The organism is Corallococcus sp. bb12-1, assembly GCF_026626765.1.
Classification (GTDB): domain Bacteria; phylum Myxococcota; class Myxococcia; order Myxococcales; family Myxococcaceae; genus Corallococcus; species Corallococcus terminator.
In genome coordinates this window covers 454405-472593 of the sequence record NZ_JAPNJZ010000018.1, presented here as the reverse complement: position 1 = coordinate 472593, position 18189 = coordinate 454405, and the positions used below count along the sequence as shown (strand labels likewise).

Sequence of the window (18189 nt, the reverse complement as noted above, 5' to 3'; positions counted from 1 at the left end):
GGTCCGGTCCCGTGAGACTTCAGGGCACGTCGGCTGCGAGCTTCTGCAACGCCGTCTTCGCGTCCGCGTGGTCGGGCTGAAGCCGCACCGCCTCCGCGTATTCCTTCTTCGCCTCGTCCTTGCGGCCCGTGGACTCCAGCAACTGCGCCAGCGCGAAGTGCGGCTCGCCCGCGATGGGGTCCACCTGCGAAGCACCCCGGAAGGACTTCTCCGCGTCCTTCGCCTTGCCCTGCCGGTACAGCGTGTGGCCCAGGTACAGCAGGCCCAGCGAGTTGCGCGGCTCCACCGCCAGCAGGTCGCTCAGCACCTGCACCGCCTTCGACTCGTCACCACCGCGCAGGTACAGGAAGCCCAGCTCCGCGCGGGCCTCCAACTGCGCCGGGTCCTTCGCCACCACCGCCTCCAGCTCCGGCACGGCCAGGTCCGGCCGGCCACGCCGCGAGTGCAGGATGCCCAGCCGCGCGAGCGCCGCCGTGTCCGGCTCCTCGCCCGCGGCGGGCGTCAGGAGCTTCTCCGCCGCCACGTAGTCGCCCATGGCCAGCAGCAGGTCCGCGAGCCCCAGCTTCGCCCCGCGGTGGTTCGGATCCTCCTTGAGCACCGCCTCGTAGAGGGGCTTGGCCTGCGCGCCCACGTGCTTCTTCGCGTAGGCCTCCGCGAGCACCAGCCGGTTCTCCGTCGTGGGCGCCAGCCGCAGGCTCTCCGTGTACTGCGCGATGGCGCCGTCCAGGTCGCCCTTGGCGCGGAGCGCGTCGCCGTAGCCGGAGCGGGTGCCGGGCTCGTCCGGGAAGGTCTCCACCGCCGTCTTCAGCGTGGCCACCGCCTCGTCCACCTTGCCCAGCCCCAGGTACGCACGCGCGAGCCCCTGGTACGCCTCCGTCGTCTTCTTCCCGTCGTCGGCGCTCTTCTCGATGGCCTTCTGGAACGCCGTGACGGCCTGCTTCTGCTTGCCCTGCGCGAGGTAGAGCTGGCCCAGCTGCGTGTACGGGCCGCTCGCGCGACGGGGCTCCAGGAGCAGCGCCTTTTCAAAGGCGCGCGTCGCCTTCGCGTTCTCCCCCAACTGGAAGCACACGAGCCCCAGGTTGAAGTGCGCCTCCGCGTACTTCGGATCCAACGCGATGGCGCGCGTGAAGGCCTCCGCCGCCTTGCGCGCGTTGCCCTGACCGTCCAGCACCACGCCCAGGTTGTTCTGCGCCCGCGCGTGCTTCGGGTCCGCCTTGATGGCGGCGTTGTACTCCGCGAACGCGCCCGTCGCGTCGTTCTCCCGCATCAGGATGACGCCCAGGTTGTAGTGCGCCTCCGCGTCGCCGTCCTTCTGGCGCAGCGCCTCGCGCAGCGTCTCCTTGGCCTCCGCGTTCTGGCCCTTCTCCGCCAGCGCCTTGCCCAGGTTCACCCGCGCGACGTGCAGCTTGCCGTCCAGCTTCAGCGCCTCGCGGTACGCCTCGATGGCGTCGTCCGTGCGGTTGGCGCGCTGGAGCACTTCGCCCAGGTTGAAGCGCAGCTCCGCGTCCTGCGGCGCCAGCTCCGTCGCCACCGAGTACTGGGTGATGGCCTCGTCCGTGTCGTCCTGGATGCGCGCCAGCAAACCGCGCTCCGAGCGCAGCGTGGCCTCTTCCGGGAAGCCCGCCAGCGCCGAGTCCAGCACCGCCTTCGCCTTGTCCACGTCGCCCGACAGCCGCAGGGCGCGCGCCAGGGCGACCCTCGCCGGCACGCCGTCCGGGGTGAGGCCCACCAGCTTCGTCAGCGGGGCCACCGCGCGGCGCGGCTGGTTCTGCGACAGGAAGGCCGTGGCCAGCTTGTAGAGCGCGTCCGGATCATCCGGGAGCTTGTCCGCGCGCGGCGCGGCGATGGCGGGCTTCTCCGGGGGCGCGGCCTCCGGAGCGGGGGCCTGGGCAGCGAGCAACTGGAGGATGAGGACGGTGGCGTTCGTCATCACAGGTTCTCCACGTAGGGGCTGGCGCGTGCGTCGAAGGTCTTCTTGGCGAGGGCGGCCTTCTTCGCCTCCCAGGCCTCCTTCGCGGTCTGCGCTTCCTTCGTGTCCTCGGCAAGACCCGCGCGTTCTTCCTTCACCGCCGCTTCACACTCGGAGACCTGCGCTTCGTAGTCCTTGGGCTCCAGGCGTTCACTGCCCTGCACCTTCGCCTTGCGAGCCGCTGTCAATCGCGCCAGCTCGAACTTCGCGAATGCACAACGAAGCGACAGCTTCTCCACCTCGCGCAGGCCCACGTTGAGGCGCTGGTGCGCGCGCAGGAACTCCACGCGGGACTCCGACTCCGCGATGGCCAACTGCGCCACCTCGCGCGACGACGCGTCCGGGGCGCGGTCCTCCTCGTCCTCGGCGGCCTCCTGGCGGGACTTGGCCCGGCGGATGTTGTCCCGCGCGCGGTTGACCTCGTTGTCCGCTTCGTCCACGCGGTCGATGGCCAGCGCCAGGTCGTTCTCCGACTCCAGCAGCTCGATGCGCGTCTCGTACGGCAGCTTCTTCACCAGCGAGTCCGGCACGCGCATGCCGTAGCGCGGGCCGCAGGCGGAGGCCAGGAGGGTCAGGCTTAACAGCAGGGTGCGCTTCATGGAGCGGTCGCCTCGAAGCGGCCGAAGATGGTGCGGCCGGAGTATACGTCGGTGCCGTTGACGAAGGTCACGTTGAACTCGCCCGACACGCGGTCACCGGGGGTTTTCGGAAGGGACTTCACGAAGAGGTTGCCGCGCGCCAGCAGCGGGAAGGGGCGCACCGGCTCATCCAGCACGCTGCGGTCCACGCTGCCCCGCTGCGAGCCGTCCTCCAGGGGCTCCGCCAGATTGATGTCCAGCGAGCCCGCGTACTCCGGATCCTCCGGCAGCATGTCCGCCACGCGCGCGCTCACCTTGAGCACCACGTCCTGCCCGGTGCCCTGCGTTTCGACGAAGCTCACCGCCAGCGTGCCCTCCGCCAGCCGCGCCTCGGACCGCTGGTAGCGCAGGTCCAACAGCGGCGTCACGCTGCCCTCCAGCGCGCCGCCCTCGCCATCGCCACACGCGGCGGCGGCGAGCGCGAACAGCGCTGGAGCGATGAAGCGAAGGCGCGCGCTCACTTGCACGCCTTCCAGCCCGCGTCCACGTCCGGACCGTTGAGCGTGCCCATGTCCTTGAGCACGGCCAGCTCGCGGCGCGCGCCGTCCGTGTCGCCGAAGCGGCAGCGCAGCGCGGCCAGGTTGAGGCGGGCCTTGTCGTAGGTGGGGTCCGCCTCCAGCGCCTTGGCGTACGCGGCCCGAGCGCCCATCGCGTCGCCCAGGTTGAGCATGGCCCAGCCCAGCGCGGCGTGCGCGGAGGCGCGCGTGTCCTGCAACTCCGTCACGCGGCCGAAGGTGAGCTGCGCCATGCCGTACTGGTGCGCGTCCAGGTAGCCCATGCCCAGGGCTTCCAGCGCTTCGGCGGACAGCACCTTCTCCGCCTTCTTGCGCAGATCGTCCAAGGCAGCCGGCTGCGTGGGCGCGGCCGTAGGAGGCACCGGCAGCGAGGCCACGTCCGTGCGGTTGCGGCAGCCGAGCACTGCCGCGTTGAAGACCTCCAGCGACTCCGCGCGGGACAGGCACGCCTTGAAGGCGTCGTCCGAGCGGGACTTCAGCGGTCCCACCTGCTGCTTCACCGCGTCCTGGAACTGCTTCGTCTCCGCGGCGGACAGCCCGCCCGGCACCGGCGTCTGGTCCACCACGTCCGCGATGTGGCCGTACGCGAGGGCAATCTTCCACAGCGACGCCACCGCCCACTCCGGATACCCGAGCGACGCGGCCTGCGTGTAGACGCCCTCCATGGCCTGGAGCGCGGCGACCTTCTCCTCCACCTTGTCGGCGGGCAGGTCCTTGTAGCCACGGAACAGGATCTCCCCCAGGTACCACAGGCCCTTGGCCGCCTCTTCCGACTGGCCGTTGGGGCCCTGCACCGCGGCGGTGAGGGTGGCGATGAGCGCGTCGGGGCTCGCCGTGGGCGCCGTCGCCGCCTGCACCTCGGCGAGCACCGCAGCGGCCGCCACGTTGTTCTTGTCCAGCCGCAGCGCGGACTCCGCGGTCGTCTTCGCCCGCGCGTAGTCCTTCTGCTTCAGCCGCGTCTCGGCGAGCAGTGACAGCACCTCGCCCTTGCGAGCGCCGGCCGCTTCCGCCGCCGTCTCCAGGTTGCGGGACGCTTCCTTGTACTCACCCAGCGCGAGCCGCAGCCGCGCGCCGGCCATCCAGCCGTCCACCGCCGCCAGGTCGCCGCCCAGCTTCTGGCCCACCTGTTCGAACCAGCCGGCCGCTTCCGTGAAGGCCGCCGCTTCGGCCGAGTGCCGGCCCAACGTCAACAGCACGTCCGACAGGTACTGGCTCTTCGGATAGGACTGCACCAGCTTCGTGCCCAGCTCACGCTCGCGGGGCAGGTCGCGCTTCTCGCGCGCCGCGGTGAACGCGCCATAGAGCGCCTTCTCGCCGATGTCGGTGTTCTTGTTCTCGTCCGCGACCTTCATCAGGCCGGAGATGACGTCGCCCGTCTCCTGCGCGCTCTGCAGGGCCAGCTCGTCCAGCGCCTCGGACTTGCTCTGCGTGAGGATCTTCTGCACCTCCCCACGGAAGTTGGCCGGCAGCGACGACGCGAGGAACTTGCGCCCCGTCTCGTCCAGCTTCTTGAAGTCGTTCACTTGCCGGAGGCTGTCCAGCGCCAGGTTGCCCGCCACCGGCGCGTCCTTGTACTGCGGATGCGCCAGCGCGAACGCGGTGAACAGCTCCGCCGCCTTGGGGTAGTCGCCGTCCTCGTAGTGGGCGCGCGCGATGTTGAACTTCACGTCCAGCACGTGCGGGCTCTGCGGGTAGCGCGACACGTAATTGGCGCCCAGCAGCTTCAGGGCCTGCCGCGCGTCGGCCACTTCAAAGGCGTTGCGCTTGAGGGCCTCCTCGGGCTTGAGCGTGGAGAAGTGGGCCAGCAGCGCGCCGTACATCGCCGCGTCCACGGCCTTGTCGTCCTTGGCCTTGGCCTTGTCCTCGTAGCGGGCCAGCTCCTCGAACTGGCGCGCGGCGTCCGGGAACTCCTTGGCCGCGAAGAGCGCGTCCGCGCGGTTCTTCATGATGGGACGCACGTACTGCTCGGGCCGGAACAGGCCCAGGTACTCGCGGTAGGCCGCCGCGGCCTTCACGTACAGGTCGCGCTCGTCCTTCTTCTGCGCCGCCAGGTGCACCTGGGTGGACAGGTCGCGCGCCATCTCCTCCAGCTCCACGAGCTGCTTCTTGCGCTCCGTCTCCGCGAGCTCCGGATCCGTCTTGCTCTGCACCGAAGCGCGCACCAGGAAGCGGATGTCGTCCGGCTCCGGCAGCACCTTGCCCTTGGCGGCCTTGAGCGAGTCGTACAGCTTTTGCCCGCGCTCCAGGTCCAGCTCCGGGTCCGGCTGCACTTCCATCAGCTTGCGCAGCGTGGGGATGGCCCACTCGTACTGCTGCTTGATGAAGTAGCGGTTGCCCAGCTTGTCCAGCGCGAGCGCGTAGGTCGCGCGGCTGTCGCTGAGCTTCTCGAAGTAGTTGAGCGCGCCCTTGGGGGGCTTGGCCTCCGTGTAGCTGTACACGAGGTCCAGCAGCGCCTCGCGCTTGACGTTGAGCGCCTTCTTCACGTCCACGCCGGGCAGGGGCGCGCTGGCGGCCGCCGCCTCGAAGAACGTGACGGCCTCCGCGTGCTTGGCCTGGTTCACGCGGATCCAGCCCATCTTGTAGCGGGCCAGGTCGTGCACCGGCGACGGCGGCAGCTCCAGGATGGCCTGGTAGTGCTTCTCCGCTTCGACGAGGTCCGCCTTGTCGAAGAAGTGGTCGCCGAGAATCTGTTCGGATTCCAGACGCAGCGGGCTGTTGGGGAACTTGCGCGTCAGGTCGCCCAACGTCTTGAGCATCTCATCGAACTGGCCCAGTTCGCGCTGCTCGTGCGCCAGGTAGAACGTCACCTGGTCGCCGTCCTTGAAGTCCGGGTACTCGCGCAGCAGGCGGAAGTACATCTGCACCGCCTTCTGCTTCATCAGGCGCGTCTCCGGGGAGACGATGGCGCCAGACGCGCCCTCCGGCCGCTCCTCGGCCTGGAGGTAATAGACGTAGCGGCTCTTCTCCACGTACAGCTCCGCCAGCCGGAACTGCAGGTCCGGGAGGTACGGGGCGTTGCGGCTCTTGGAGATGAGCTTCTCCGTCTCGCCGATGGAGCGGTCCACCTTGAAGATGTCGCGCTTGAGCTTGGCGATGAGCTCGTCGCGCTCCTTCGCCTTGGAGACGATGGGGTTGAGGTTGGGCCCGACGCGGCCGGCGGCGCCAGGAGCTGCGGCCGCGAGCATGGCGGCGGTGATGAGGCCGGTGAACGGGCCGGTCATGGGGTTTCCTCGATGCAACGGCTCTCGATGCGGACCCGGTAGGACTTGAGCTCGTCGTTCCAGTATTCGTTGTCGAAGCGGAAGGCGACCTGCGCGGGGGACAACATTTGCTCTTCTTCGGCGGCCACCACCTGGGCGCCCTTCTTCACGCGCTCGTACAGCTTCAGGCCCACCTCGTACTCCATCAGGCGAACCTGTTCGGCGGCGCGCAAGAGCGTGTCCGCCTCCTGGCGCACGGCCTCCGCGAGCCGGGCGTCGTACACGCGCACGGCCTCCGCGTGGGACAGGTCATACAGCCGCGTCAGGTGTCCGAAGAGCCGGTCGCCGAAGCTGCCGGCGAAGCGGCCCAGGCGCTCTCCTTCCAGGTCCAGCAGCGACACGAACCGGGCGGCGCGCTTGGTGCCACCGTGCGCGTTGGCGGCACGGCGCAGGCGCGCGTCCTGGCTCAGGTCGTCGCGGGAGCGCACGGACTCCAGTGAGTCCGCGTACCGCCGCGTCAGCTCCTTCGCCGCGCGCTTGGCGGGCAGGTAGTGGCACAGGTCGCGGAAGATGAGCGCGCGCAGCAGGTACTTGTCCGGCATGAACTCGTCGCGGAAGGACGGCGCGTCCAGCGTGGTGAGGATGCCCAGGGACGCGCGCAGGTCGCCCAGCTTGTAGCGGGTCCACGCCTCTTCCAGGTAGAGGCTCGCGCGGCCCGGATCCAACTGCGGCAGCTTCACCTTGCCGTACGCGTCCAGCGCGCCCGACCAGTCCTTGCGCTCGTAGCGCAGGCGGGCCACCGCGAGGGCGGCCTCGTTGCGCGACTCGCGGGTGAGCTTCTCGTCCTCGGACAGCGACAGGAAGTCCTTCACCATCTCATCCGGCGGATCCTTCACCTGCTTGAGGCGGGTGACGAGCAGGGCGAACTTCGCGCGGCTCGCCTCGGCGCTCGTCTCCGGGAGCTTGGAGAAGTGCGTGCCGGCCCAGCGCTCGTTGCCCACGCGCAGGTCCACCAGGCCCTGCTGGTAGTGCGCGTACGCGCCCGTCTCCTCCGGCAGGAAGCCCAGATCCAGCGCGCCGAAGACCTGCTCGTCGATCATCACCTCGTCGTGCGGCCGGTCCGTCAGGTCCTTCAATGCGTCCAGCGCGCGCGGCAGCACGTTGGGGTTGGTGCGCTCGCGAGCGATGCGCGCCAGATACGTGGCGCCCGCGTGGGTCAGGCCCAGGTCGATGAGGCTCTTGGCGAGGAAGAACTGGCCCCATGCATAGTTGTCGTCCGTGCGGGGCGTGGCCTGGAGCCACGCGTACAGCGGGCCCGCGGCGTCGCGCGGCTTGCCGTCGAAGTACGCCTTGAGGGCGTTGTCGAAGGTCTCCGGAGGCACCTTCTGGGGCGGAGGCGGCGGGGCCTCCGCGACGGCGGCCTTCGCGGGGCCGGCGGGCGCGCCAGCGGTGCCCGCGTCGGTGGGGAGCGTGCCCGCGTCGGCGGGGCCCGAAGGCGTGCCGGGCTTCGCGGTGGCGGGCGCGGCGGGCATGGGCGGCAGGCCCGCGTCCGGGGCGGCGCGGGCGACCGTTGGGAACACGAAGAGCGCGGCGCTGGCGAGCGCTGCGACGATGAGCGGGCGGGACGTCATTCCGTGGCGCCGAAGTTGAAGGCCGTGCCCAACTGCACGGTGGGCACGTTGATGATGCGCGACGCGCCCGCGAAGACGGTGTTGTTCGTCACGTCCAGGCGGAAGGACACGTTGCGGCTGGAGAACACGCGCAGGCCCAGGCCCAGGTTGATGGCGGGACGGAAACCGTCGCTGCGCTCCACCTTCACCACCGTGCCGCCGCCCAGGAGGAAGACCTCGAAGTGGATGACGTTGGTGTTGAGGAAGGACGTCTTGCCGTACAGCGGGCTCCACACGAGGTCGGAGCCCACCATCCACTGCACCTGATCCTCGAAGGCGGTGTTGGTGGGGGACACGTCGAAGTCGCGCTCCAACTGGCGGCGCAGGCTGGTCTGCACGTTGTAGCTGTACGTGCCGCGGCCCACCTGCCACGCGAAGCTGTCACTGAAGTGGTACGTGTAGCCGACGTTGCCGATGAGCCCCTTGTAGTAGGCGTCCGCGGGCAGCACGCCCACGCCGAGCGTCAGCTCGTGGTGCATGCGGTAGAGGCGGTCCTGCACCGCGGAGACGGTGCCGGGGTTCTCGAGTTCCTCGGCCTGGGCGCGCGCGAGGCCGGGCACCAGGCACAGGAGGGTGAGCAGGATGAATCGCACGGGGGATGTTTCCTGTCGGGGGGGACGGGGCTGGCGCGGGTGGGGGTGGAGCCCCCGCGTCAGTAGCCGACCGAGTTGAAGAGGAATGGATAGGTGATGATGACGAGGCCGCCCTTGGGGGTGGGGAACTGCCAGCCCTTCAGGCTGCTGAGGATGCACGCTTCGACGGAGGCGTTGCGCAGGGTGGAGGACTTGGTCTTCGCGGAAGCCACGCGGCCGTTGAGCCCGATGCTCCACTCCAGCACGACCTTGCCGGCGAGGCCCGGGTCCTTGAGCAGCGCGCGTTCGTAGCAGCCGTGCACCTCGTTGAGGTGGCTGTTGATGACCTTGGCCACGGCCTCACGGTCCACGGTGCCCTGGGTGGAGGAGATGCTGCGAGCGGTGGCGCGCGTGACGGTGCCGCCCACCGCGCCCTTGCCCACGCCGCCCGCGCCCAGCGCGCCGATGCCGCCGCCACCCTTGCCGCGCAAGAGCTCCGCGCCGAGCGTGGCGCCGCCGCCCTTGCCCCCGCCGCCCAGGCCGAAGGTGCCCAGGCCGGCGTTGGCGATGGGCGCCTTGCCGATGAGGCCGGAGAGTTTGTAATTGGTCTGCTTGACGTTCTTGCTGCCCGGGCCGCTGCCCAGCTTGTCCACGGCGGCCAGCAGGTCGTTGGCGGCGGGGCCGGCGGCGGACAGCTTCGCGAGCGCCTTGAGGGCCTTGCTCTCCGGCGCGGCGGCGACGGCCTTGGGCTGCGGGGCCTGCTTCACCGGCTTGGGCGGGGCCTTCTCCGCGACGACGGGCTTCTCCTTCACGGGCTCCTTCTTCTTGAGCGCCTCCAGCTTCTTCTTGGCCTCTTCCTTCTTCTTGGGTTCGGGCGCGATGAGGCGCAGCGCCACGGGGGGCAGGTTCTTCTGGGTGAAGTCCGCGGTCGCGGGGCCCTGCGGGCGCGTGGCGATGAAGTAGGCCAGGCCGCCGCCGAAGATGGCGAGGAAGAAGAGGGTCAGCCAGGGCAGGCCCTTGAGCGGGTTGACGAAGACGCGCTCGGGTTTGGGCGCCGCGTAGGCGACGAGCGACATCTTGCCCTGGGTGAGGCGGGCCGCGGCGCCGTCGCGCAGCGTGACGAAGCGGCGGCTGCCGTCGGACTCGAGCGCCGCGGAGGTGACGGGGGCGAAGCGGCCATCGGCGCCGCCCTTCTCCACGTCGGTGCCGGGGGGCACGAAGAGGCGGTAGTTGCCGTTGACGGATTCGGCGAGCGTGAAGGCGTCACCCTCGGGGAGGGTGAAGCCCCACAGCGGCATGGGGGCCCGCTCTTCCAGGGCCGCCTTGACGGGCTTCTTCGCGTCCGGGGCGAAGCGGCGCGCGTCGCGGCGCACGGCACCCCAGTACAGCTCCATGTAGAGCTGGGAGGCGCCCTTGCCCGGGCCGATCTTCGGCGCGTGCGTGGGGCGGGTGGCCACGGCCTTGTCGTGCAGGAGCGGGCCGGAGGAGGCCGCGGCCTCCAGGTCCACGTCCGCCAGCAGCTCGTCCGCGACGAGGAGGCTGGGCATGACCTCGGAAGGAGGCCGGCGACGGGTGGAGGGGACGGTCCCTGCGGGAACACCCTGCGGAGGGGCGCGCGTCGCGGGCGCGGGCTGGGCGTGAGGCGCCGCTTGCTGCGCGTGAGCCGCCTGGGCGAAGGCGGCCTGCGGATGGGCGGCTTGCGCATGCCCTGCCTGCGCGTGGGCTCCCTGCTGCTGGGCGTGCAAGGCCTGCGGGTGCGCGGCGTGTTGCGCGTGGGCAGTGTGCTGCGCCTGCGCGGCATGCTGTGCGTGGGCTGCCTGCTGCTGCGCGTGAGCGGCGTGCTGCGCCTGTTGCGCTTGCTGCTGCGCGTATGCGGCCTGCTGGGCCTGCGCCGCCTGCTGCTGTGCGTAGGCCGCCTGTTGCGCCTGCTGCTGCGCATACGCGGCCTGCTGAGCCTGTGCCGCCTGCTGCTGCGCGTAGGCCGCCTGTTGCGCCTGCTGCTGCGCGTGAGCGGCCTGCTGAGCCTGTGCCGCCTGCTGCTGCGCGTAGGCCGCCTGTTGCGCCTGCTGCTGCGCGTGAGCGGCCTGCTGGGCCTGCGCTGCCTGCTGCTGTGCGTACGCGGCCTGCTGGGCCTGCTGCTGCGCATACGCGGCCTGCTGTGCCGGCGCGCCGTGCTGTGGCGCGAAGCCGTGCGGCGCTCCGTTCGCGGGGGCGTGCAGCGGCGCGGCGGGCGGTGCTCCGGCGTTGCCGAAGAGGGCGGCGACCTCGGGGGGCGGCTGCGGCTTGGACTCGACGGGGCGCTGGTTCAGGATCCGCGTCTTCAGGACGAACGGACCGCACAGCACCTCGTCCACGGAGCGGATCTCACAGGCGGTGACCTGGTGCCCGTTGACGAAGACGCCACTGGTGCCGCCGCCCGCGTCCTGGATCGCGGTGCGACCGTTCTGGAAGTACAACATCGCGTGGCGCGGGGACACGGAGGTGTCGTCCAGCCGCAAGTCCGACGACGCATCGGAGCCGAGCGCGTAGGTACCGGGGACGAACACCTCCGTCCCCACCAGGAGGCCGTCGCGGAGGATGACGACTTGCAGGACGCTGGGCTGGCCGCTCAACGGTGACGCTCCCTTCGAAGGGTGATGGGCGGTACAGCCCTACTGATCGTAGACGGTGGCGAGCGTCTCGGAGCGGAAGCTGTCGCGCTCACGGAGCATCGACCTCACCTTCAACTCCTTGCGGTCATACAGGTACACCGCGCCGGACTTGTTCGTCTGGCCCTGGATGAGCCGATCGTCGAAGTCGATGCGCGCGGGTCCCCGCTGCGGAGGCGCGGAGGACGCCGTGGCGCCCGCCTCGCCCGTCACAGGATCCGTGACGGAGGAGGCGCCCGGACTCGACTTCGTGTCGATGCGCGGCGGCGCCTTGGTCGCGCCCTTCTTGGCCTTGGCGGCCTTCGCCTTGGAGGAGCGTCCACGCCCCTGGGCCCAGGCATCGTTCGCGGTGGAGAGGGGACCGAAGCCAAGCACGCTGGCGACGGCACAGAAGAAGAGGAAACGTCGCATCATCAACAGGTTAAGCGATGCGAGCCCCAAGCTGTCAACGCACACTCCAGCGCCATGCGTTGACGGGTGTCGGGCAGGTGTGGGGGGCAGTCCACCTCACGTGGGGCGGGATCTCCACGCCGGTCCCGCTTCTTTCCGGCACGCTGGAAAGGTCGCGTGGGATTCCCTCCATCGGTTTGCTCCCCCAGCATGCGAGCAGACGTGGTGCGAAGTCTTCACGGGACGGTGGGCGGATGGAGGATGCTCGCGGGCTGGAGGTTCGCGCGCGTGAAGGGAGGCATTCGTTGGTGGGGGTTGGCTGCGGGAGTGCTCGGGGTCCTGGGCCTCGCGGTCGTGGGGATCCGTCAGCGCGGAGCCGTTGCGCCGCCCGGAGCGCCCCCTGTCGCGGCACCCGTTCCCTCTGAGCCTCGGCCTGTGCTGCGGGCCGTGGGCCCCAGGTTGACCAGCAACCAGACCTCGCAGCCGCTCTCGCTGTATGGTGAGGCCTTCGTGCCGGGGTTGAAGCTGGTGCTCGGCGCACCCTTCTCGCGCGAGCTGCCGCTCACGGTGGTGGACGCGGGCCACGCGTACGCGAGGCTGCCGACGGGGCTCACCCTGCCCGCGGGCGCGTTCCAGGCGGACGTGCAGTTGTCGCTGGCCGCGAGCACGGGGCCCCGGCCCACGGGCACCGCGCGGCTCACGGTGGTCAATGACGTGGCCTTCCCGGACCTGACGGCGCTGGCGATCGCGCCGGACGGGCGCACGCTCTTCGTCGCCTCGCCGCCCACGGACACGGTCTTGGCGCTCGACGTGGCGTCCGGCCGCGTGGAGGCGCTGCCGGTGGGGGACGGGCCGTCGGCGCTCGCGACGTGGAAGGACCCGGGTGGGCGTCCTTGGCTGGGGGTGGCGCACGAATCCGACGCCGGGCTCTGGCTGTACGCGCTGGATGCGGCGGAGCGGAAGCCCCGCGTCGTGCCCACGCCCGCGGGCGTATGGGGGCTGGAGGTGGATGGCGCACGCGGCGCGGCCTACGTGGCCGAGCATGTGCGCGACACGGTGCATGCGCTGGCGCTGGAGGACGGTCGCGAGCGCTGGAGCGCACCCGTGGATCCGAATCCGCGAGCGCTGGCGCGGTGGAAGGGCTTCCTGGCGGTGGGCAGCCTCCAGACGGGGCAGGTGGTGCTGCTGCGGCAGGACGACGGTCGGGAGCTGGCGCCGCTGGTGCCGAAGCCGGGTGTGCCCATCGTCGGAGGGACCACGGAGGCGTTCTCCGCGCAGGTGATGGGCGGCAAGGCGCCGCGCGCGCTGGTGGCGAGCGAGCGGCTGGGGCGCGTCTTCATGGCGAGCCTGGGGCCGAACGTGGGGCCCAACGCCCAGCGCATGGAGGTGAGCGCGAACAGCGGCGTCGCGGTGCTGGACCTGGACCGGCAGCAGGTGGTGCGGCACCTGGGCTTCGGCGCGGGCGTGACGGAGGGCCTCGCGCTGGATGACCGCTCCGGGCTGCTCTACGCGGCGGATGTCGGACTGGGACAGGTGCGGGTGCTGGACGCGAAGGCGCTGGTGACGGGGGACGCGGCCGCGAGGGCGGCGGTGCTCCAGACGTTGCCCATCCCGGTGGCCGAGGGCACGCCCCGGATCCTCCCGAAGGAGGCGCTGGGGACGAAGGGGAGGGCGGGGGACGAACTGCATTCGGGGCCGCGCTCGCTGGTGCTGGCGCCGGACGGGCGCACGCTCTACGTGCTCAACCGCTTCACGGGCACGGTGGCGGTGGTGGACGTGCGCGAGGCCCGGGCAGGCCGGGCCCAGGTGGTGCGGCAGTGGCCGGTGGTGGACGTGCGTTCGCGCGAACAGCGCCGGCTGGGGCAGGTGCTCTACTTCTCGGACGTGGGACGCACGGGGATGAGCTGCGATGCGTGCCACATCGAGGGGCACACCGGCGGCGTGTTCTTCGAGAAGACGCGGCCCATGCGCATCTACCGGTCGACGACGGTGCTGGGCAGCCGGGACACGCCGCCCTACTTCACCCCGGCGAGCACGCGCAGCCTCGCGGAGACGGCGCACACGGTGGGCGGGCGCAACCGCTACCACAACCCGGATCCATCCCCCGAGGAGGTAGAGGCGCTGGCGCTCTTCACGTCCCTGATGCCCACGCCGCCGAATCCCTACCGGGGCGCGGATGGAGCCCCACTGGAGACGGTGACGCTGCCAGACGGCAGGCCCGGGCATCCGGCGAAGGGAAGGGCGCTGTTCGAGGGAAGGGCCCGTTGCATGGCGTGCCATCCCGCGCCCCTGTACACGTTGGATCAAGACCCCTCGACGCGAGGGCAGTATCAGGACGTCGGCACGCCGGTGGCACTGCCCCTGCGGCTGGAGCAGCAGCACCTGGTGACGGGCGCGGCGCCGCCGTCGCTGGTGGGGACCTGGGACGTCTGGCCGCTGCTGACGAGCGCCACGGCGGGCTACGCGGTGCGGGAGGACCGGCTCGTGGTGGACTCCCGCTTCCCGCTGCGCACGCTGCTGGAGACGCCGGGCCTGAAGCACGGCGACGCGCAGGCCCTCACCCCGGAAGAGCGCGACGACCTGCTCGCCTACCTGCTCACGCTGTGAGGCAGGCGTGGATGCGGCTCACCGCGCCGGGGTGGAGTGGAACGGGAGCACCACCGCGGCCCGGGCCCGCGCACGCAGCGCTTCGGCGAACAGGGTCCAGCCGAACGCCGCGAACGTGAGCACCGACATCATCCCGCTGAACAGCCACAGTCCCATCATCACCGCGATGCCCAGGTGCATGCCCAGCGTCATCAGCACCCAGAGCCCCCGGGTGCGCTGGGGCCAGACGAAGACGGGGTAGCCCACCTCCACCACCAGCGTGCCCCACGTCGCCAGCTTCACCACCCACGGCACCGACGCGAGCCACGCGAAGTCGAACTGGCCGTACTGGGGCTGCATCAGCACCTCCCAGAGCGCCGTTCCATCCTGCCAGACCGGACCCACCGCCTTCTCCACGCCGGTCGTCGCGTAGATGATGCACAGGTGCATCTGCAACACGCGCAGCGAAAGCGTGGCCGCCGCGGACGGTGCGCCGGACAGCCGCCCCGTGCTCACGTCGCGGGAGAACGCCTCGCCCACAGGCATCACCGCGCAGTAGAACAGGCTGATGTGCGCGAAGGTCTCCACCCCGTAGGCGAAGAAGTTGCCGCTGTTCATCAGCACCGTGTGAACCACCCACGCCGCCACCGCGGACAGCCGCGTGCGAACACCCAGCAGCAGGCCGACGAGCGCCACCACGTAGAGGAACGCCAGCCCCTGGACGCCCGCCGCCTGGGAGATGCCCAGCGGAGCCAGCGCGCCCGCCACCGCGTCCAGCCGGGGCACCCACGGGGAGGCCATCGGTCCGGAGACGCTCGAGGGCACCAGCCCCCGCTCGCCGAACAGCTCCGGAAGGCTCCCCGCCAACGTCCACGCCTGCACCAGCAGCAACGACGCGACACCGATGCGGAAGACGGCCAGCGGCCCCGCGGAGGAAGGGGCGCTGATGAAGGCGGCCAGGCGCTGACCGGCCGAAGGGGAAGCCGCGGATTTCGAGGTCATGGCGTCACCGCCTGGGCGGAAGAGGGGGTCGGACTCCGGCGCTCGAACACCGCGCGATAGGCGTCCGTCCACTCGGGCTGGCCGCCGCCGCGATGCGCCTCCATGCTCGGCAGACGGAGCGCTTCCACGCGCACGGTGACCTTACGGGCCTCCGGATGCCGGCCGAACATCGCCGCCGCCCAGGCCTGGGCCAGGGCGTCCCGGCTGTCCGGGAGGACGAAGCGCAACAACATGGAATGGATGCGCACGTTCACCGCGCTGCTGCCGTACTGGAAGTCGTCGCGCAGGCGTTCGCCGGATGCGTCCTCCAGTTCGAAGGACACGCGCGTCGCCGGGCTCACCCCGGGGGCGAAGAAGCTGAAGCCACTGCTCGCGCCCGTCCAGTGCGCGTACCCCTGGACCCAGGGCGTCGCGGAGCCCTCGGCCTTCAAGATGGACACATGCAGCGCGCCAGCGGCCGACAGGGACAGATGCAGTACGGCCAGACCGGTGAGCAGTCCGTGCCAGGGAGACAGGGGGTATCGCATGGGGGCTCCAGACCGAGCGCCGGAGGATGCGTCCTCCGGCGTCGGATGCGTCTGGGGAGAATCGTTACAAGAGGAATGAGTAGGCGGGGGCCTGCTCAGATGGCGCAGTTGCCGCCACCGTTGACGTTGCCGCTCACGTTCCCGTTGCCGATGAGAGCACCCCCCAGGATGGCGCCCGAGGCGTTACCCAGGAGGTTGCCCACCATGTTGCCCAGGAGGAGGCCCAGGAAGCTGCCGCAGTTGCCGTTGCCGCTGCCGCCGCTACCGCCCGCGAGCACGCCGTCCTTGGACACGAGGACGACCTCCTCCATCGCGACCGCCTGACGCGGGTCGTTGCTCTTCACGTCGGAGCCGTGGGCCAGCGCCCCCGTCGCGCTCAGCGCCAACGCGAACATCGCCACCGTGCCGCCCAGCTTCATGTGAGTCTTCATTGTGTGCTCCTTGGGATTGGACAACGACGGCAATGTTTTGCCTCCCCTGGAAATCGGTAGCATCCCGGTAAGCCCAGGATTCTGTTGGGCGCTGGAGGCATGAAGGACGCGGACGCCCATGAGCGGCAGGCAGGCGCGGTTTTTCTCCACCGGCACGAAATGTCGGTCCTGACTGCGCGTCCTCGCGCGGGCTCATGCCGCTGGACGCTTGCGTCGGACTGGGGGGCTGGGGTCTACAATCCAACGAATGCGTTCCTCCCCCCGGGTCGCCTGGCTCCTGGTTCCAGCGCTGTTGTTGTCCTGCTCCGACGCGGGGCTGTACGCGCTCGACCGTCGCTCGGGTGGCTCCCGGGACCGCGCCAGCTTCGAGGGCGACGTGTGCGTCCCCGAGGCCACCGGGGATGCTTTCCCCGTGAAGGTCATCTTCGCCCTCCAGGGCGGCAGCGGCGTGGAGACGGAGCTGGTGGGCTACGCGGTGGACGGGCTCACGACGCTCACCTCGCGCTTCACCGGCCCGCAGCTGCGCTTCGGGCTGGTCGCCTTCCACTCGGTGGCCACCGGCCTGCAGGGCAGCTACACCGACGCGGCCTCCTTCCAGGCGGTGCTGCCGCGCTACGCCAGCTACCAGCAGCAGGGCCCCATCAGCATCCGCTCCGCGCTGCGGCTGGCCAAGAGCCTGATGTCCGGCGACATGCAGGCCGCCTGTCGGGGCGAGGTCGCGCGCTCGCGCTACATCGTGGTGCCCGTCATCCGCAGCTCGGACGTGAGCTGCGACAACCCGGCGTACAACATCGGCATCGACAGCCGCTGCACCGCGCTGGCGCAGGCCTCCGGCTGCAACACGACCCCCGAATCCCAGGCCACGTGCAACGCGTCGTGCAGCCAGTGCGAGCTGACCGCCGTGGTGGGCGAGCTCAAGGCGCTCGCGGAGCAGTTCGGCGCGGGCGAGGTCAGCATCCAGCCCGTCTACGTGCGCGGCGCCGTGCCGGACCCCGTCACCCGCCTCCAGGTGGCCGCCATCGCCAACGCGGGCGGCAGCGAGCCGGTGGAGACGGACTTCGCCGGCCTGCCCAACGCGCTCGCGCGGCTGGACTACGGCTCACTCGACAACGCGCTCAAGCTCAAGCGCTTCCTCGCCTTCAACCGCAACGTCCAGGTGCGCAACGGCCAGATGCTCGTCGACAGCGACGGCGACGGCGTCGGTGACGACGACGAGCGCGCGCTCGGCCTGGACCCCACCGTGGCCGACACCGACCAGGACGGCCTGATGGACGGCGTCGAGCTGCGCATGGGCCTGGATCCGCTCGCCGTGGACATCATCAACGGGTGCAGCGTGGTGCTGGACACCGACGGTGACCGGCTCAACGACTGCGAGGAGCGCGTGCTCGGCACCGACCCCTGCGTGGGCGACACCGACGGCGACGGGCTCCCGGACCTGGTGGAGGCCCTGTCGCAGACCAACCCGCTCGTCCCCGAGGACCTGCTCGACAGCGACCGCGACGGCCTCTCCAACGTCGCCGAGGTCGAAGCCCACGGCGACCCCCTGAGCGCCGACCGCGACTTCCACCGCGAGCGCGGCTACGGCTACTCCATCGTCCCGCTGCCCCCGGTGGGCACCAGCAACCGCGCCTGCTACCGCACCCGCGTGGAGAACGTCTCCCTGGTCCCCACCCTGGAGCGCCCCCACCCGTTCTTCCCCGGTGAGTTCATCAAGGCGGGCACCAACGAGGTCTACCTCTACCTCCAGGTGGGCCGGGACAATGATCCGCGCGGCGCCGGCGTGGGGTCCCTCTTCATCCAGGAGATTGAGTACGACGCCGACACCGGCCGCACCCCCGCCGGCATCGTTCCCTTGACCTCCGACGACTTCATCGTCGGGACCTGAGCCCCCGCACGGACGTGGGGTTTCCCCCACAGTCTCAATGGGGTGTGCCCCCCACACCCAGCCTGTAGCACCCCCACACGAGCCCGCAACCCCTTGAAGTTCCTGGCCTTCACAGCAGACAAGCAGACGGATCGCCTCTTGCTAGGAGAGGGCTTG

The 18189-nt window shown here is 70.6% G+C and carries 13 protein-coding genes; 2 read left to right on the top strand and 11 right to left on the bottom strand.

What is annotated here, in order from left to right:
• Positions 1-19: 19 nt before the first annotated feature.
• The 8 genes from OV208_RS22650 to OV208_RS22615 are packed head-to-tail and all read right to left on the bottom strand — an operon-like array spanning position 20 to position 11626.
• Positions 20-1930, bottom strand: coding sequence for a tetratricopeptide repeat protein (locus tag OV208_RS22650; RefSeq protein WP_267575960.1), 1911 nt, complete (start codon positions 1928-1930; stop codon positions 20-22).
• A complete protein-coding gene (locus OV208_RS22645) occupies positions 1930-2568 on the bottom strand; it encodes a hypothetical protein (RefSeq protein ID WP_267575959.1) in 639 nt (212 codons plus the stop codon). Before OV208_RS22645 ends, OV208_RS22650 begins: the two co-directional genes overlap by 1 nt.
• A complete protein-coding gene (locus OV208_RS22640) occupies positions 2565-3068 on the bottom strand; it encodes a hypothetical protein (RefSeq protein ID WP_267575958.1) in 504 nt (167 codons plus the stop codon). The genes OV208_RS22645 and OV208_RS22640 overlap by 4 nt, the downstream gene beginning before the upstream one ends.
• A complete protein-coding gene (locus tag OV208_RS22635) occupies positions 3065-6343 on the bottom strand; it encodes a tetratricopeptide repeat protein (RefSeq protein ID WP_267575957.1) in 3279 nt (1092 codons plus the stop codon). Before OV208_RS22635 ends, OV208_RS22640 begins: the two co-directional genes overlap by 4 nt.
• On the bottom strand, positions 6340-7953 hold the full coding sequence (locus OV208_RS22630; protein WP_267575956.1) for a hypothetical protein: 1614 nt from the start codon (positions 7951-7953) through the stop codon (positions 6340-6342). Before OV208_RS22630 ends, OV208_RS22635 begins: the two co-directional genes overlap by 4 nt.
• Positions 7950-8585, bottom strand: a complete 636-nt coding sequence (locus OV208_RS22625) for an outer membrane beta-barrel domain-containing protein (RefSeq protein WP_120540223.1) — start codon at positions 8583-8585, stop codon at positions 7950-7952. Before OV208_RS22625 ends, OV208_RS22630 begins: the two co-directional genes overlap by 4 nt.
• Before the next feature lie 59 nt (positions 8586-8644).
• Complete coding sequence (locus OV208_RS22620) at positions 8645-11176, bottom strand: AgmX/PglI C-terminal domain-containing protein (protein WP_267575955.1); 2532 nt, start codon at positions 11174-11176, stop codon at positions 8645-8647.
• Between the two features lie 39 nt (positions 11177-11215).
• Positions 11216-11626, bottom strand: a complete 411-nt coding sequence (locus tag OV208_RS22615) for a hypothetical protein (RefSeq protein WP_267575954.1) — start codon at positions 11624-11626, stop codon at positions 11216-11218.
• A gap of 237 nt (positions 11627-11863) precedes the next feature.
• Between OV208_RS22615 and OV208_RS22610 the strand changes: the two genes are divergently transcribed.
• Positions 11864-14209 carry an MtsA protein gene (locus tag OV208_RS22610; protein WP_420715046.1) on the top strand — a complete coding sequence of 782 codons (2346 nt, stop codon included), beginning with the start codon at positions 11864-11866 and terminating at the stop codon, positions 14207-14209.
• Between the two features lie 18 nt (positions 14210-14227).
• On the opposite strand, the gene OV208_RS22605 is transcribed toward OV208_RS22610, so the two are convergent.
• The 3 genes from OV208_RS22605 to OV208_RS22595 all read right to left on the bottom strand — a co-directional run bounded on the left by OV208_RS22605 (position 14228) and on the right by OV208_RS22595 (position 16148).
• A complete protein-coding gene (locus OV208_RS22605; RefSeq protein ID WP_267575952.1) occupies positions 14228-15190 on the bottom strand; it encodes a hypothetical protein in 963 nt (320 codons plus the stop codon).
• Positions 15187-15717 (bottom strand): hypothetical protein, encoded by a 531-nt coding sequence (locus OV208_RS22600; protein ID WP_267575951.1) that lies wholly within the window; start codon positions 15715-15717, stop codon positions 15187-15189. Before OV208_RS22600 ends, OV208_RS22605 begins: the two co-directional genes overlap by 4 nt.
• A gap of 95 nt (positions 15718-15812) precedes the next feature.
• Entirely contained in the window at positions 15813-16148 is a 336-nt protein-coding gene (locus tag OV208_RS22595) for a hypothetical protein (protein ID WP_267575950.1), read from the bottom strand.
• A gap of 247 nt (positions 16149-16395) precedes the next feature.
• Here OV208_RS22595 and OV208_RS22590 point away from each other — a divergent pair, with 247 nt between their 5' ends.
• Positions 16396-18033 (top strand): calcium-binding protein, encoded by a 1638-nt coding sequence (locus tag OV208_RS22590; protein WP_267575949.1) that lies wholly within the window; start codon positions 16396-16398, stop codon positions 18031-18033.
• Positions 18034-18189: the final 156 nt, after the last annotated feature.